This is a genomic window from Bizionia argentinensis JUB59 (assembly GCF_000224335.1).
Lineage (GTDB): Bacteria > Bacteroidota > Bacteroidia > Flavobacteriales > Flavobacteriaceae > Algorimicrobium > Algorimicrobium argentinense.
This window is the reverse complement of the sequence record NZ_AFXZ01000067.1, coordinates 41,733-57,366: the sequence shown is the minus strand read 5'-3', so window position 1 is coordinate 57,366 and position 15,634 is coordinate 41,733. Positions and strand designations below refer to the sequence as shown.

Sequence of the window (15,634 nt, the reverse complement as noted above, 5' to 3'; positions counted from 1 at the left end):
AATTCCTTAACTTTAGCGTTCTAAAGTTTTGAGCATTGACATGGAACCTACAAACAATTCCGCGCGTTAAAACAATTACAAAAGCGGATTTTTTAAAGCATTATTTCAAGCCGCAAAAACCCGTGGTTATCGAGCAATTCATTGAAGACTGGCCGGCGTATACCAAATGGAATTTAGATTATATCAAATCTGTTGCAGGGGATAAAACGGTGCCACTTTACGATGACAGGCCTGTAAACTATAAAGATGGTTTTAACGAGCCACACGCCACCATGAAAATGCGTGAATATATTGATCTGCTTAAAAAAGAACCTACGAAATACCGCATTTTTCTATGGAATATTTTGAAAGAAGTACCTCAACTCCAGAAAGATTTTAAATTTCCGGATTTTGGCTTAAAATTAATGAAGGGGTTGCCCATGCTGTTTTTTGGTGGTAAAGATTCGTATACCTTCATGCATTATGATATTGATTTGGCCAATATTTTTCACTTTCATTTCCATGGAGAAAAAGAAATAACACTATTCGATCAAAATCAAAACAATCATTTATATAAAATTCCTCATGCGTTAATTGCCCGAGAAGATATAGATTTTTCTAACCCCGATTTTGAAAAATGGCCTGCTTTAAAAAATGCTCAAGGCTATAAAACAAAACTATATCATGGTGAAATTTTATATATGCCCGAAGGCTATTGGCATTATATGAAATATATAACGCCAGGATTTTCTATGAGTTTACGTGCTATTGCAAGAAATCCTAAAAATTTAGGAAAGGCTATTTATAATATTACCATTATGCGAAATTTTGACAACGTGATGCGCAAGATTAAAGGTCAAAAATGGATTGACTGGAAAAATAATCAAGCACGCATACGTACAGATAAAAGAATAAAGTAAACCTTAATACAATTTATAGTGTTTGTTTACATTTGCCCCATAGGCTTTTATCATTGGTCCATATAAATTTCAGCTATTAGATACATAAAATTATAATTAATAGAACAAACTCACCATACGTTGATTTATTTTAAACTATTAACAGTCACCCTTTCGCAAATTTATTAATATCTTTGCAGCCTAATTTTAAATATTGATTACAATGAAAAAACTATTGGTTATTGCAGCTATATTAACGGTTTCATTTGCAAATGCTCAAGCATTCTCTGGAAGTGGTGACCAAAAATTTCAGGTAGGCGCTAATCTTCAATCGAACGCTACGGGTCTTAACTTAAGTTATGATTATGGTTTAGGTGAAAACATATCCGTCGGTATAAGCTCTAGCTATGCTTTGGGAATTTCTAACCAATTACAAAACGGTGTAAAAGATGAATTTGGAATTAAACGTATAGACAAAGCCGGTTTTGACGACCGTTTTGATCTTAAAGCACGTTTTAATGCCAATATTGGTAACGTTTTAAAAATAGATGAAAAATTTGACATATACCCAGGGTTGAGTTTTAGTATGAAAAACTTTGGTGGACATGTTGGTGCACGTTATTTCTTTACGTCAGGCTTTGGGGTTTATACAGAAGCGCAATTCCCAATTGCCACTTATAAAAATAACCTAACTCCAGCTCAAAAACTAAACAATCAGTTCTCTGTAAATTTAGGAGCTACTTTTAATTTATAGTTTATATAATTTATTAAAGCCTTTTATTTTAAAATAAAAGGCTTTTTTTATGGAATTAATTCTGCCGCTTTATCATAAACCAAATGACTTTCCCATCCACGATAAAGCAAATAATCAATTAATTTTTTACGCTTTTTCCATTTATCAGTTTCAGAAATATATTTTAGCCTCTTTTCGGCTAATGCTTGAAACGTCTCAAAATAATCAACTTCTGAAATTTCCTTCATCGCCAAATCGATATTATACTTACTAATATCACGCTTTTTCAATTCTAATTTCAGTCGCTGGCGCCCCCATTTTTTAATATTAAATTTCCCACGAACATAAGTTTGAGAGAAGCGCGTTTCATTTAAAAAATCGTGCTTTAGCAAATGAACAATGACCACGTCAATAGCATCCGGAATCATTCCCATTTTATAAAGCTTGTCATTAACTTCTTTATGGCAGCGCTCTTGATACGCACAATAGTTTTCTAAAGTACGTTTCGCTTCTTCAACAGTGTAAGTTTTAACATGGTTCATGGCCGACAAGGTAACAACAATTAATCTAAAATTAAAAACCGTAAAGTACTGTATTTCAATGCGTTTTAGATTATATTTGAATCCCCAGCTCTCTTATAACCGTAAAAACTCCATTATGAGACACCAATACGTACCAATATTTATTACTCTTTTATGCTCGCTTTTGGGGTTTGGACAGGGTTTGGAAAATTTTGATAATTCAAATGCTACTGCTTCTTATGCAGATAATAACTTTCTCGGAAATAATGGGGTTTCATGGAATTATATAGAGTCTAGAGATGAGAATGGAGATGCCAACAGTTCTGGAATTAATGGAAATGCATTAATGTTAAGATCTATTGCAGATTTTAGTAAAATAACATCAAGTCCAGTAGCTGGTGGTATTGGAGATTTTTCAGTTAAGCTATATAAGGGATTTACAGGTGGAGGCAACCGGCAAGTTGAACTCTTTGTCAATGGAGTTTATCAAGGTGCCTCAATCCCTTTTGATGATTATAATGAACATATATTTTCTGTAACTGGAATAGATTTGGGTGGGAATGTAACTATTGAATTAAGAAACATTACAAATAGTCAAGTTATTGTTGATGATATTGAATGGTCTTCCTATACGGGCTTACCAAATCCAGAGTTACAGCTAGTAGATAATATAGGCAGCAATCAGAGCTGTGGTTATTTTATAGATTTTGGTTCACAACCTTTTACTAGTAATACTGATTTAACTTTTGATATTAAAAATATTGGAATTGTAAATTTAGATATCAGTTCCATTACTATCACTGGCGACTACTCCATTGTTTCGCCTACTACGCCCATAACAATTACTTCCGGCACCTCCCAAATGGTTACCGTAGGATTTAATCCTTCTACAGTTGGAACAAAAAATGGGCTTTTAACTATTAATAATAACGACAGTAATGAAGGCTCATGTATTGTAAACATTACTGGTTTTAGTTTCGTGCCTACTCCTGAAATAGATATTGAACGCAGTACGTTTAGTTCTATTCCAAATGGTTCTCTTCCCAACATTGGTTATAGCACTGTTTTTGCTTCAACAGTAATAGGTGATTTTACCGCGCCTAGAACTTTTCATGTAAGTAGTGAAGGTTCTGCTAATTTAGATTTAACGAGTATCACATCTTCTAACCCAGGAGAATTTTTAATTTCTTTGAATCCAGCTCCGCAAACTTTAACAGCAGGTGATAAAGTCGATTTTGAAATAACTTTTGCGCCTTCAGGAATTGGATTAAGAACTACAATAATAACTATATTAAGCAACGATACTGACGAGAACCCTTACATATTTAACATTCAAGGTGTTGGCACCTGTTCATCCGGAGCACTTACCTCCTTACCAAACAATGCACCAGTGGGAACCATAGTTAATATCACTTCAACCACTACTAATTTTGGAGGCTCCACATTTGTTTCCGTAAATAGTATTTCTGCAAGTGTAACTGTACTTTCCAGTAATGAATTGGAAGTTACTATTCCTGCAGGAGCTACAACTGGAAGTATAGAAGTTAAAGATGATCTAGGTTGCTTAAGTTCTAATTATTTTACGGTAATTGATCAACTAATTTCAGATTGTGAAGGTAGTTCTGGAAGTATTCCTACAGACTTATTTATTAGCGAAATAACGGATCATGGCACCGGCTCTCACACTTATGTTGAAATATTTAATGGTACAGGTTCAGCAGTGAGCTTAGCTGATTATCAAATTAGATTACATAATAATGGTGCTACAAGTCCCACACATACTATTCCGTTAATAGGAAGTATTGCCAATAACCGCGTCTTTGTATTAGCTTTTGGAGCTTTAGAGGCCAGTAATCCGCACGGAATCTATACCGCAGACCAAACGGATAACGCAACTGGTATTAATAATAATGACCACATTAGGTTATTCAATTCCACTACGAATACCTGGATAGATCTTTGGGGAGACATATCTGGAGATGTTTTCGCTATTGCATCCAAAAGCTATAACTATCGCAGAAAAAATTCTGGAATTATAGCGCCAAGTACCACTTGGAGTGAGACCGATTGGACGAGTTTTACGCCTGTAAATTATGACGATGTTGGAAATTTCGATTTTTCAATAGGTACACCTCCAGTAATAACTATTCAACCTAACATATCGTCAAATAATTGCGACCTCAGTGCATCTATTAGTGTATCGGCAACTGAAGGGTTTCCTAATGGAAACGTTTTATCCTACCAATGGTATGTATCAGCACCAGGCACTTTAGATTGGACTACTATTTCTAATGGTGCAACTTATACAGGCGCCAACAGCCATACTCTAAATGTTTTAAACACGTTAAATCTAGATAATTACCAATATTATTGCCAAGTAAGAGAGGATTCTGCAAGATGTTATACAGCAAGTGAAACCGTGAGACTTAAAGTTGAGCAAGCTATATGGACAGGTTCCGGCTGGTCCACAACACCAACTATAGATAAAATAGCAATATTAGATGCTAATTACGATACAAGTAATGGTACCAATGGTCAAATCAGTTTTGATGCTTGTAGATTAATTGTAAACTCCGGTTCCACATTAATAATTAATAGTAGTGATTATGTTAATGTGAATTTTAATATCACAAATAACGGTGATATAACCATTGAAAACTCTGGAAGTTTAATTCAAGTGAACGACTTTGACACCAATACAGGTAACATAACCATGAAACGGAGTACAAATATTAGACGTTTAGATTACGTGTACTGGTCGGCACCTCTTCAAGGCTATTCTATAAACGATATTTACGGTGCTGGCACACCAACTCATAAAATTTATCGTTGGAACACAACCATTACAAATCCTGAAGGTAGTCAAGGAAACTGGGTTGCAGCCTCCGGAGAAGCTATGCAACCGGGCGAAGGCTATATTGTTAGAGGTCCAGATTCGTATTCTGCAACAAATACGAATATCACAGCAACTTTTAATAATGGGAAACCATTTAACGGATTTATTACTCGTAATGTTTCGAGAGGTAACCTTCCAGGAGTTGATGACAACTGGAATTTAGTTGGCAATCCATATCCTTCGGCTATAAATGTTGTTGATTTTTTAACCAACCCTACGAATAGTGCTGTTTTAGATGGTTTTGTAAATATTTGGACACATGGCACATTACCTTCAAAGGCGATTCCAGATCCTTTTTATGATAATTTTGGATCTAATTACACCACTAACGACTATATAACTCATAACGGAACAGGAACTACATCGGGACCTTCTGTATTTAATGGGAAAATTGCCGCTGGTCAAAGCTTTATGGTAAATATGGTGAATGGTCCTGCAGTTACGCAGCCAATAGAGTTTAGAAATAATATGCGAAATATAACTCACAATAATTCGCAATTCTATAAAACTAAACAACCAGATGAAAAGCATAGAATTTGGTTAGATTTGGTTTCTCAAAACACAGAAACAACACGAATTTTAATTGGTTATATTCTCAATGCTACGTTTGAACGTGATCGTGTTTTTGATGCTATTACGGATAATTCAAACTTTTATTCATTAATCGTTAATGAAAATTTTGTTATACAAGGACGCCCATTACCATTCACGGATACGGATGTAATTCATTTAGGTGTAAAAATCACTTCACAAGGAAATCACATCATTGCTATTGCAGCTATCGACGGGTTATTTGAAACTGGAAACCAAACGATTTACTTGAAAGATAATTTGTTAAGCATAGTCCATAGCATAAGTAATTCACCTTATAACTTCACTTCTGAAAAAGGTGAATTCAATAACCGTTTTGAAATTGTATTTAGAAATAACGCTCTCTCCTTAAATAACTCGACATTCAATACTAACAACTTAACTATTATTGAAATAAACAATGATATCATGAAATTTAGTCTTGACGCTAAAACTGCAACTATAAAATCCGTTGAAATAATTGATATGTTAGGTCGTACGCTGTATAAGCTTAAAGGTTCATCTAATACGGAAACTTACAATTTATCAAACTTACGTAGCGCCGCATTTATGGCGAAAGTGACGTTATCTAACAATCAAATATTGGTAAAAAAAGCTGTGAAGAAGTAGACACTTATATGTATAAGACTAATTAACGGTTTATTATTTAAATACTTCATTAAATATTTCCAGAGATCTGGGCTTTCTGAAATATCCAAGATGCAACTCAAAATACTGCATCAACATATTTAAGAAAGCTTGTCGCTGATTTGCATTTAATTTAACACTGTTTAATGCGTCAAAATTTATGATCAACAACTGCTTTAAAATACTATTGTTTTCTTGAGAAATCGAGTAAATATGCTGAGCGCTAGGCTCAAAGTATCCTGTTTGTAAATTAAAAACACCTACTTCAATTTGTTTTGTGTCAGGATAAAAACCTAAATGTTTGGTGAGTTTTAAAAGAAACAACAAATGAAAATTGGCGTAATTGGTTTCCGAATCTAACCATTGTAACGCCGTTTCTAAATAATCAAAAAGCAATGTATTTTGTTCCTCTTCTTTTAAAACGTTGGCTAATACTTCTGAAAGAAATAGCACAATGCTACTTTTTATAACATTTGTGTGAAGTGTACTATAAACAAAACTCGATTTTACTTCTTTTATATAATGAAGTGATTGATTGGGTTTGTAGGTTTCAACAATTTCTAATTGAGAAAGCATTTGGTAATAAGCAATTGTTCCCGACCGCTTACTTTTAAATGCACCACGTATTAAATAACTAGATAAACCGCGGTGTTGTGTATAGCAACTAACAATTAAATCATTATCGCGATACTTAATTTTTGATAGCACAATGGCTTTTACAGATGTAGACATTATCGGACAATCATTACCTTTAGCACTTTGGTTTCAAAGGTATCTAAATCTGAAAGCATAATAAGGTAAACGCCTGTTCTTACTACATTATTTGATAAATTCGTTCCATTCCAATACGCCACGCCACCATCTATTTCCAAGTTGTAACCTTTATACCTGTTGTTTGTTCTAGACTGCCCTTCTGCCACTAAATTCCCTTCAATATCTGTAATTTTGATATTCACATTTTCTGAAATATCTTTTATTTTTACTTTTTCTTCGGTAATATTAAAAGAAGGTCGCACAGGATTAGGATATACATAGGCATTGGCTAATGACTGTTTGGTTTCCGAACTCCCGGAACCGAAGGAGACCATTCCTTCACGTGTAGCAAAATAAACATCTCCGTTTATTTCATTAATCGCAATATCAACAACGTCATTGTTTGGTAAGGGTGAATTATCTTTAGTAAAGTGATGAATAGTTTTCTGCCCATCGGCAGATAAGTAAAACACTCCAGAACCAATAGCTGAAATCCATTTATTATTTGCACCGTCGACTTCAATATCGGAAATAAATTGTTGATACAATAATTCTTTTGGCACACCTTCATCTAAAATTATAATAGACTGCACCTCTAGGTTACTTTCAGTAAAAAAACTTGCTGCATTATATAGCACTCGCAATCCTTTATTAGTACCGATCCAAACCTGACTATTTTTATCGATGGCAAGAGCTGATACATAAGTTGAAGGCATATTCTGACTTTCATCTGCAATGTTTTTAAAAGTGCCATTCCCAATTATATTCAAGCCTATAATTCCAGCACCGTAAGAACCAAAAAACACATTTCCTGACCCATCAAAAACAATATCCGCAAAACCTAAATTATTTAATGGAGCACTGATAATTCCCGTTAAATCATAAGATGTCCATTGCCCGTCTTTAAACCTATTTAAAGGATTGTTAACTCTTCCATTTGTAACCCAAAGGGCCCCTTGACTGTCAAAACGCGAGGCAAGCGTTAGATGAAAATCATTAACAAAAGGCATGATTGTACTATTATCTTTATTATAAATATCTATGATTTCTCCATTTTGGACATTAATTAATCCAGAATAGTAGGATCCAACATAAACTTGACTTGGATTAAATGGATTAATAGACATATGGGATAAAAACCTTGGATTATCTACTACTGCGGCGATAGAATCATAAGGCTTATTTACCCATTGTTCGTTAACAAAATGACTTAACCCCGAATAGGCGAAATCCCCAACCCACTCATAAAAGACAGAATAGCCGCCAAATGTACACCAAAGGTAATTGTTTTTAATTTCTACTGAAAAAACCCTATTCATTAATGGCCCGTCTGGATGGATTTCATTAAAATTTGAAGAATCACTTAAACTCGTTTCTAGAATTCCAAACCCAGGTTTTCCTTGATTATTTATGTTTTTAGTGCCAATATAAACTTGATCATTTTCGAATATAGTGGCACAAGAAAAAATCGTCGAAAAATCACTAACTTGGTTTATAACGGATAGTTCATTTAATGCATCATCGTAAACGAATACATTATTTCTTGTAGTAACTAATAATTTATTATTAATAGTGACCATTTCAGTGGGCAATACTGAATAGGTGAATAAATTAGAAGATGTATCGTCTGTATTTATATCGTAGAGAACTCCGTTCGACCGAATTGTATAAAGTTTGTTACTAACATTTTGAATAAATTTAAAATTCCCATTTAAAATTTTATCCCATTCTTGATAATTAATCAAGTTAGAACTAGAAAGCAATGCTTTTCTTATACCCGTATTATTAAAATCACAGGCTGCATAGATATAACCATTATAAACCGTGGTTTGTTTAACTTTAACTTGGGCTCCGTCATCACCAATAAAAAAAGTGTCGCCAAATTCTAAATTTCGGATATCATAAACAGATATCCCATAATCGGTTGAAATATAAACTAAATCACCAATTAAATTAAAATGGTTAATCCGCTTGATATTTGGAGGAATACTGGGTTTATTTTTAATATCTACAATACTTAAAATCTCATCATCATCTTCAAAAACAATTTCCAAGAGACCGTTAACGTATCCAATAAGCAGTAGTTCATATGTTTCACTATAATAAATAGTCGATATAAGTTCACCTGCCAAACCATTTACTGTTGTAATTTCCTTGATTTCTTTGGTAAGAATATCATAACTAAAAACTGCATTATCTGATGCTGCAAAAATTTTAGTCTCCCCTCTTGAAACGCTCTGAATATTTAAAAAAGAAAAGTGCCCTTTCCAATTTGACGAATAATCTTGACTTAAAACTATGTTAAACACTAAAAGTAGTGCTAATGTTAGAAATAGCTTGTTTTGGATTTTCTTCATTAATACTAGCTATTTTTTAAGCCTATAGTTTAAACCAAAAATACTATAATTTATTGTATTTTTGGTTTTATTAATTAGGCTTATTTAATGTTATTTAGCAGTCCAATATTCTTATTCCTATTTCTTCCTGTTGTTCTGCTTACCTATTTTTTAACACCAAAAAAACTCAAAAACTACACGTTGTTGTTGTTTAGCCTTGTGTTTTATACTTGGGGCGAAAAAGAATTAGTTCTCTTAATACTACTATCGGCAATTGTAGATTACACCAGCGGAATTCTTATAAGTTATGGAAAAAGAAGGCTAGGCTTAATCTTTTCTATAGGTTTTAATATTTCTATTCTTTTATATTTTAAATATGCCAATTTTATTTCTGAAAACTTAATTCAAGTATTAGAATATTTAAACCTGAGTTCTGAATCTGCTTTAGAATTATCAAATATAGCCTTACCCATAGGTATTAGTTTTTATACGTTTCAAACCATGTCTTATACTATTGATGTATATAGAGGCCATGTAAAAGCTTCCAAAAACTTTATCGATTTCGCCACATATGTTACACTATTCCCACAACTAATTGCGGGTCCAATTGTAAGGTATGCTAATATTGAAAAAGAATTAAAAGATAGAAAGGTAACCGTCACCCTTTTTTATGAAGGGGTGCAACGTTTTATTATAGGGCTCTCAAAAAAAATGATTATTGCCAATAATTGTGCTTTATTAGCAGATGGTGTCTTTAATTTACCCGCATCTGAGTCTTCAGCAGTTATAGCTTGGCTAGGTATTATGGCATATAGTTTTCAAATATATTTTGACTTTTCGGGCTATTCTGACATGGCCATTGGATTAGGAAAAATGTTTGGCTTTAATTTTCCAGAAAATTTTAATTACCCATATATATCAAAATCGATGCGAGAGTTCTGGAGGCGTTGGCACATAACACTTTCAACTTGGTTTAGAGATTATTTATACATCTCCATTGGCGGAAACAGAAAAGGGAAATGGCGAACATACATAAACTTAATAATCGTGTTTTTTATTACAGGATTATGGCATGGCGCAAGCTGGACTTTTGTGTTTTGGGGACTTTTTCACGGCGCTTTTCTAATTCTAGAGCGTGTACTTGAGCTTAAAGGCCTAAAAATATCATCCTTAATATCTCATATTTATGTTATACTAATTATAAATATTTCTTGGGTATTTTTTAGAAGCGATACCATGATTGACGCATTTAATTATATAACAACGATGTTTAACTTTACACTTACGACTAATTTTGACTTTTTAAGTTTTTACTTAACTTATGAAGTTGTGTTTGCACTAATTGTTGCAGCTATTTTATCTACGCCCATTTATAAAAATATAGCCACATATATTCAAAATTTAAATATAACATCGATTAACTACAAAGTACTATCTTCTATTAAATTAATAGGACTCTTTATTCTATTCTTTATTTGTTTCATTTACATTGCAACGGACTCTTATAATCCATTTATCTACTTTAGATTTTAATGAAAAATAGAAAAAACATAGAGCAATTACTAGTTATAATCATTTTTTTAATGATGATAATAGCTCCTAATGTGGTTATGATTTCCAATTTAGAAACTACAAAAAAGGATGAAAATAAGGGATTTCAAAACACATTTTTACATAACATAACTAAACCTATAGCATTCCTAAAACAATTTAAAAATAATTACGCAGAGAGTTTTGGTTTAAAAACAACTCTAGTAAATAGTTATATTGACTTTAAGTATCAAGCTTTAAGAGAAACCCCCATGCCAAATAAAGTAGTTAAAGGTCAAAATGGTTGGTATTTTTTAGGTAACAGTTACAACAATATTTTAAATAATGCTTTTGGTTACAATTATTTTAGCACAAGTGAACTAAAAGAAATTGCTAATAATCTGAACGAGGTTAAAAACTATTTAAAGGAACAAAATATTACATTTTATTTAGTAATTCCCCCTAATAAAAACAGTGTTTATAAAGAACAATTACCCTTTCAACTAAAGGAGCAAATGTCAAATTTAGACGTACTAAAAGACTATTTAAAAAATCATATCAATTTCGAAGTCATCGATTTAACCAAAGTATTAAAAGCTAAAAAAAATAAAAACCAATTATTCTTTAAAACTGATTCACATTGGAACGATTTTGGCGCTTTTATTGGCTACACTGAAACTTTAAGGTACATAAACCAGGACTTTATAGTTCCCAACGTAAAGCTAACTGATTATAAAATAGAAATTAAATCTGTGAGACAAGGGGATATTATTAAAATGATCAATCTTGACATAGAGGAATCGACTGTGACCTTAACAAAAAAAATAGCGTCAGAGATAACATTTAAAAATATAGACCAAAATTATTTTCAGATGGTAAATCCAGATAAAAAGCTAAAAGTTTTTATGCATCATGATTCATTTTCCTACGCTTGGATGCCTTATTTTAATGAGAGCTTTGGTGAAATTCACTATCTAAAAAGTTATGCGTTAAGTAAAAAATTAATAGAACAGGAAACACCAAACATTGTTATTTTTGAGATTATTGAACGTAATATTGATATTCTTCTCAACAATAAATTTCTTATAAAATAAATATATAAATGTCAATTCCGTTCATTATATCATCAAATAAACATTTATGAATTCAATTATCATGTTAAAAAAAATTATCTATCTGCTTTTTTAAATATCATTCATAAATTAATTTAGTTAATCACGTCAATTTTATATATTTATTTATAAATTGCTCTATAAACTGCGGAAGCTCAACTATGCACAAAATAAAACAATTTTCTGTCATTTTACTCCTTATTTTAGGCGCAAAGTGTGGTTTTGCACAATTAGGGTTTTCACACGAAATCGGGGCTATTGCTGGACCAGTACAATTTAGATCGGATTTTGGTGTGCGCAATGATGGTGGAACCAACTTTGGCAATAGTGGCTTTGGAGTCGGAATCGTACATTATATAAACTTTGCATACCGAGCGGATTGCAATTGCTATTCTACAGACACTTATTTTAACGATCACTTCAAAATTAGAAGTGAAATATCTTTCAACAAAACAAAATTGGAACATCATGGGCCGTGGGCCGAAGGCAACAAGGAAGATGCCAAGAAGCTTCGTGCACATACCGGAGAAGCAAATAATTTTGATATTGGTGTGCAGCTAGAATATTTCCCGTTAAGTATCCGAGATTTTCAAGGTTTTGCTTATCGTTTAGCCCCTTTTGTTAGTCTTGGTGCTCATTACACCGCTTATAATCCAAAAGCTTTTACTTCTTATGTGGATCCTGTGTCTGGCATGGCAGACAATAATATTCTAAACGCAAATAACTTTTGGTCTTCTTGGGAGCCTGGCTCTATTGACCCTTCCTCTGGAAGTGCTTTTTCCTTGGTTACTAGTGTTGGTGTAAGATATAAATTAACAGAGTTATCTGATTTAATGTTAGATTTACGATTACAAACCTATTTCAGCGATTGGGTAGATGGTTTAAATCATCAATTAGAATCCAATAAAAATAATGATTATTTGATCTGGTTGAATTTTGGTTATATTTATTATTTAGATTAAAAATCTACCGTCTTATAATGTATTAATAAACAAGACTTTAAAGTCTTGTTTATTAATATTCTACATTCCGCACTAACCTATAGCTTGTTCTAAATCGGCAATCAAATCTTCGATATCTTCAATACCTACACTTAATCGAATTAAGGAGTCCACTACACCAGTTTTTTCGCGTTCTTCTTTAGGAATGCTAGCATGCGTCATACTCGCTGGGTGTCCTGCAAGCGATTCCACACCACCTAAAGATTCTGCTAAAGTGAATACTTTTAAATTCTCCACTATTCTAATTGATTCTTCGTAGTTATTGCCTTTGGTTGTAAAAGAAATCATTCCGCCAAAATCGGTCATTTGAGATTTGGCTATATCGTGATTTGGATGATCCTTAAATCCAGGCCAATACACCCTTTCAATTTTAGGATGTTTAGCCAAATACTTCGCTATATCCCGACCATTTTCACAATGGCGCTGCATTCTAATATGTAAGGTTTTAATACCCCTTAAAACCAGAAAACTATCCTGCGGTCCGCAAACAGCACCACTCGCATTTTGAATAAAGTACAATCTATCAGCAAGTTCTTTGTCCTTTAATGCTAAAACACCCAAAACCACATCACTATGTCCTCCGAGATATTTGGTAGCCGAATGCATTACTATATCAGCACCTAAATCTAAGGGTTGTTGTAAATAAGGTGTAGCAAACGTATTATCTACCGCTAATAACAAGTTGTACTTTTTAGCCAAAACAGCACATCCTTTAATATCAATAATATTCATCATTGGGTTGGTAGGTGTTTCAACCCAAAGTAATTTGGTGTTTTTATTGACAAATTTTTCAATATTGTCAGTATTTTCCATATCTACAAAATGAAACTTAATCCCGAGTTTTTCAAAAACAGCTGTAAACAAACGGTAAGAACCTCCGTATAAATCGCTTGTTGAAATAACTTCATCACCTGATTTTAATAATTTAATAACCGCATCAATAGCTGCTAATCCTGATCCAAAAGCCAATCCATAATTACCATTTTCTATACTTGCCACCGCGTTTTCCAAAGCACTTCGTGTTGGATTCTTGCTACGTGAATATTCAAATCCTTTATGCCCTCCAGGTGTATCTTGAGCGTATGTTGTTGTTTGGTAAATGGGTGACATTACTGCTCCATAAGCCGGATCGGGTTTTTGCCCTCCATGAATTGTTTTTGTATTAAATTTCATATTATTTTTATAACTGTCATTTTAAAAATCCTTGTTCGACCAGACACTAGAAGTCTTAAAATAAAAACTTTAGGACCTTATTGTATAATCTTTTCATAAAGTTAAGGTTTAATTCGGTGTATTCAAATGCAATAATTACCTTTATTACTTAATTAACGGATCCTGATTTATGCAACGCAAATTCTTACTTTTATCTCTAATTTTTCTTGTTTTCTCTTGTGAAGAAGAAGAGAAAAAACTCACGTTTTTAGAGAAATCTATAACAACAGAACACAATAAAATTGTTGAAATTAATATTCCCGAGGCCCAGGGAAATGAAGCCGTTGCCACCAAAATAAATAAAGCATTACAGGCGATAGTAATTACTAGTTTGAATTTTGAACCCGAAGCGTCTACCAAAAGCTTATCAATTTTAGAAAGTATTGATAATTTCAATACTGAATATAAAAACTTTAACACCGATTTCCCGGAAAGCCCGATGCAATGGGAGGCTCAAATTGATGGTGAAATCATGTATCAGTCGGAAGCCGTAATTTCTGTGGCGCTTACAAGCTATTTAAACACTGGTGGTGCACATGGGAATTTAATTATATCATTCTTAAATTTTGATGCCTTAACAGGTCAATTATTGAAAAATGAAGATTTAGTCAACGATATCAAGACATTTAAAACCATTGCCAGAGATTACTTTAACGATCAAATAGCTGGTAAAGAAGCTGATTATTTTGAGCCTGACAACTTTATACTTCCTCAAAATATAGGTTTTAATAATATAGGCGTCGTCTTGTTATACAACAATTATGAAATTGCACCTTATGCAACTGGTTTAACAGAGTTTACCATTCCCTTTAACGATTTAGTTCCTTACCTAAATTTCATGTAAATATTTTTTAGAGTTAGTATTTATTTCTTTTATGATAAGAAGCCACTTTTTGGAATCCTCCTTTCTCGCGCAAATTGGTTTACTTTGTAACACTATTTTATTAAACAGTTATATTTTAATTCATGAATAAAGTTTATTATCTAAAAAGTTGTAGTACCTGTATGCGCATAATTAAGGAGATTGATTGGCCAGCTGATTTTGAGTTTCAAGATATAAAGAAGGACCCCATAGATGCTACACAAATTGAAGAAATGCATAGGCTTTCAGGCAGTTATGAAGCATTTTTCAGTAAACGCGCTAAACTTTATAAAGAAATGGATTTGAAAAATGCAGGTTTAGAAGAACCTCATTTCAAACACTATCTTTTAGATCATTATACCTTTTTAAGCCGACCAGTTATAATTTTTAACGATCAGATATTTATAGGAAATTCCAAAAAAAACATAGAAAATCTTAAAGCCGCTTTGAGTGAATAGCACCAGTATTTACGCGCCTATAGCCGTTTTCATGGTTCAGGTGCTTTATGGATTTACTTCACGTTTACAAATGATGTAATTGCTGGTGGTTATATTAAACCCTCCGGGTATATTGTTATTCGCG

General features: G+C 32.9%; 12 protein-coding genes. 8 read left to right on the top strand and 4 right to left on the bottom strand.

What is annotated here, in order from left to right; translation table 11 throughout:
- Positions 1 to 35 precede the first annotated feature (35 nt).
- On the top strand, positions 36 to 899 hold the full coding sequence (locus BZARG_RS13925; protein WP_008639428.1) for a cupin-like domain-containing protein: 864 nt from the start codon (positions 36 to 38) through the stop codon (positions 897 to 899).
- A 202-nt stretch (positions 900 to 1,101) separates the two neighbouring features.
- A complete protein-coding gene (locus tag BZARG_RS13920; RefSeq protein WP_008639570.1) occupies positions 1,102 to 1,632 on the top strand; it encodes a DUF6646 family protein in 531 nt (176 codons plus the stop codon).
- A 47-nt stretch (positions 1,633 to 1,679) separates the two neighbouring features.
- Here the strand turns inward: BZARG_RS13920 and BZARG_RS13915 are convergent, their stop codons facing one another.
- A complete protein-coding gene (locus tag BZARG_RS13915; protein ID WP_008639480.1) occupies positions 1,680 to 2,153 on the bottom strand; it encodes a regulatory protein RecX in 474 nt (157 codons plus the stop codon).
- Positions 2,154 to 2,268: 115 nt separating this feature from the next.
- Here BZARG_RS13915 and BZARG_RS13910 point away from each other — a divergent pair, with 115 nt between their 5' ends.
- A complete protein-coding gene (locus BZARG_RS13910) occupies positions 2,269 to 6,228 on the top strand; it encodes a choice-of-anchor D domain-containing protein (RefSeq protein ID WP_008639558.1) in 3,960 nt (1,319 codons plus the stop codon).
- A 33-nt stretch (positions 6,229 to 6,261) separates the two neighbouring features.
- On the opposite strand, the gene recO is transcribed toward BZARG_RS13910, so the two are convergent.
- Together recO and porZ are read right to left on the bottom strand one after the other, a co-directional pair.
- Entirely contained in the window at positions 6,262 to 6,978 is a 717-nt protein-coding gene (gene recO / locus BZARG_RS13905) for a DNA repair protein RecO (protein WP_008639769.1), read from the bottom strand.
- Complete coding sequence (porZ, locus tag BZARG_RS13900) at positions 6,978 to 9,356, bottom strand: type IX secretion system anionic LPS delivery protein PorZ (protein ID WP_008639772.1); 2,379 nt, start codon at positions 9,354 to 9,356, stop codon at positions 6,978 to 6,980. Before porZ ends, recO begins: the two co-directional genes overlap by 1 nt.
- 87 nt (positions 9,357 to 9,443) lie before the next feature.
- On the opposite strand from porZ, the gene BZARG_RS13895 reads away from it, so the two are divergent.
- From BZARG_RS13895 to BZARG_RS13885, 3 genes are all read left to right on the top strand, one after another.
- On the top strand, positions 9,444 to 10,868 hold the full coding sequence (locus BZARG_RS13895; RefSeq protein ID WP_008639516.1) for an MBOAT family O-acyltransferase: 1,425 nt from the start codon (positions 9,444 to 9,446) through the stop codon (positions 10,866 to 10,868).
- Between the two features lie 50 nt (positions 10,869 to 10,918).
- Positions 10,919 to 11,959, top strand: a complete 1,041-nt coding sequence (locus BZARG_RS13890; RefSeq protein ID WP_157998031.1) for an alginate O-acetyltransferase AlgX-related protein — start codon at positions 10,919 to 10,921, stop codon at positions 11,957 to 11,959.
- A gap of 179 nt (positions 11,960 to 12,138) precedes the next feature.
- The gene (locus tag BZARG_RS13885; RefSeq protein ID WP_008639690.1) at positions 12,139 to 12,939 is read left to right on the top strand and encodes a THC0290_0291 family protein; all 801 of its coding nucleotides are present in this window, start codon (positions 12,139 to 12,141) and stop codon (positions 12,937 to 12,939) included.
- 72 nt (positions 12,940 to 13,011) lie between these two features.
- On the opposite strand, the gene BZARG_RS13880 is transcribed toward BZARG_RS13885, so the two are convergent.
- A complete protein-coding gene (locus BZARG_RS13880) occupies positions 13,012 to 14,151 on the bottom strand; it encodes a cystathionine gamma-synthase (protein ID WP_008639822.1) in 1,140 nt (379 codons plus the stop codon).
- 169 nt (positions 14,152 to 14,320) lie between these two features.
- Between BZARG_RS13880 and BZARG_RS13875 the strand changes: the two genes are divergently transcribed.
- Together BZARG_RS13875 and BZARG_RS13870 are read left to right on the top strand one after the other, a co-directional pair.
- Positions 14,321 to 15,034, top strand: coding sequence for a DUF3298 and DUF4163 domain-containing protein (locus BZARG_RS13875; protein ID WP_008639756.1), 714 nt, complete (start codon positions 14,321 to 14,323; stop codon positions 15,032 to 15,034).
- 122 nt (positions 15,035 to 15,156) lie between these two features.
- Entirely contained in the window at positions 15,157 to 15,510 is a 354-nt protein-coding gene (locus tag BZARG_RS13870) for an arsenate reductase family protein (RefSeq protein WP_040288885.1), read from the top strand.
- The last annotated feature ends 124 nt before the right edge of the window (positions 15,511 to 15,634 follow it).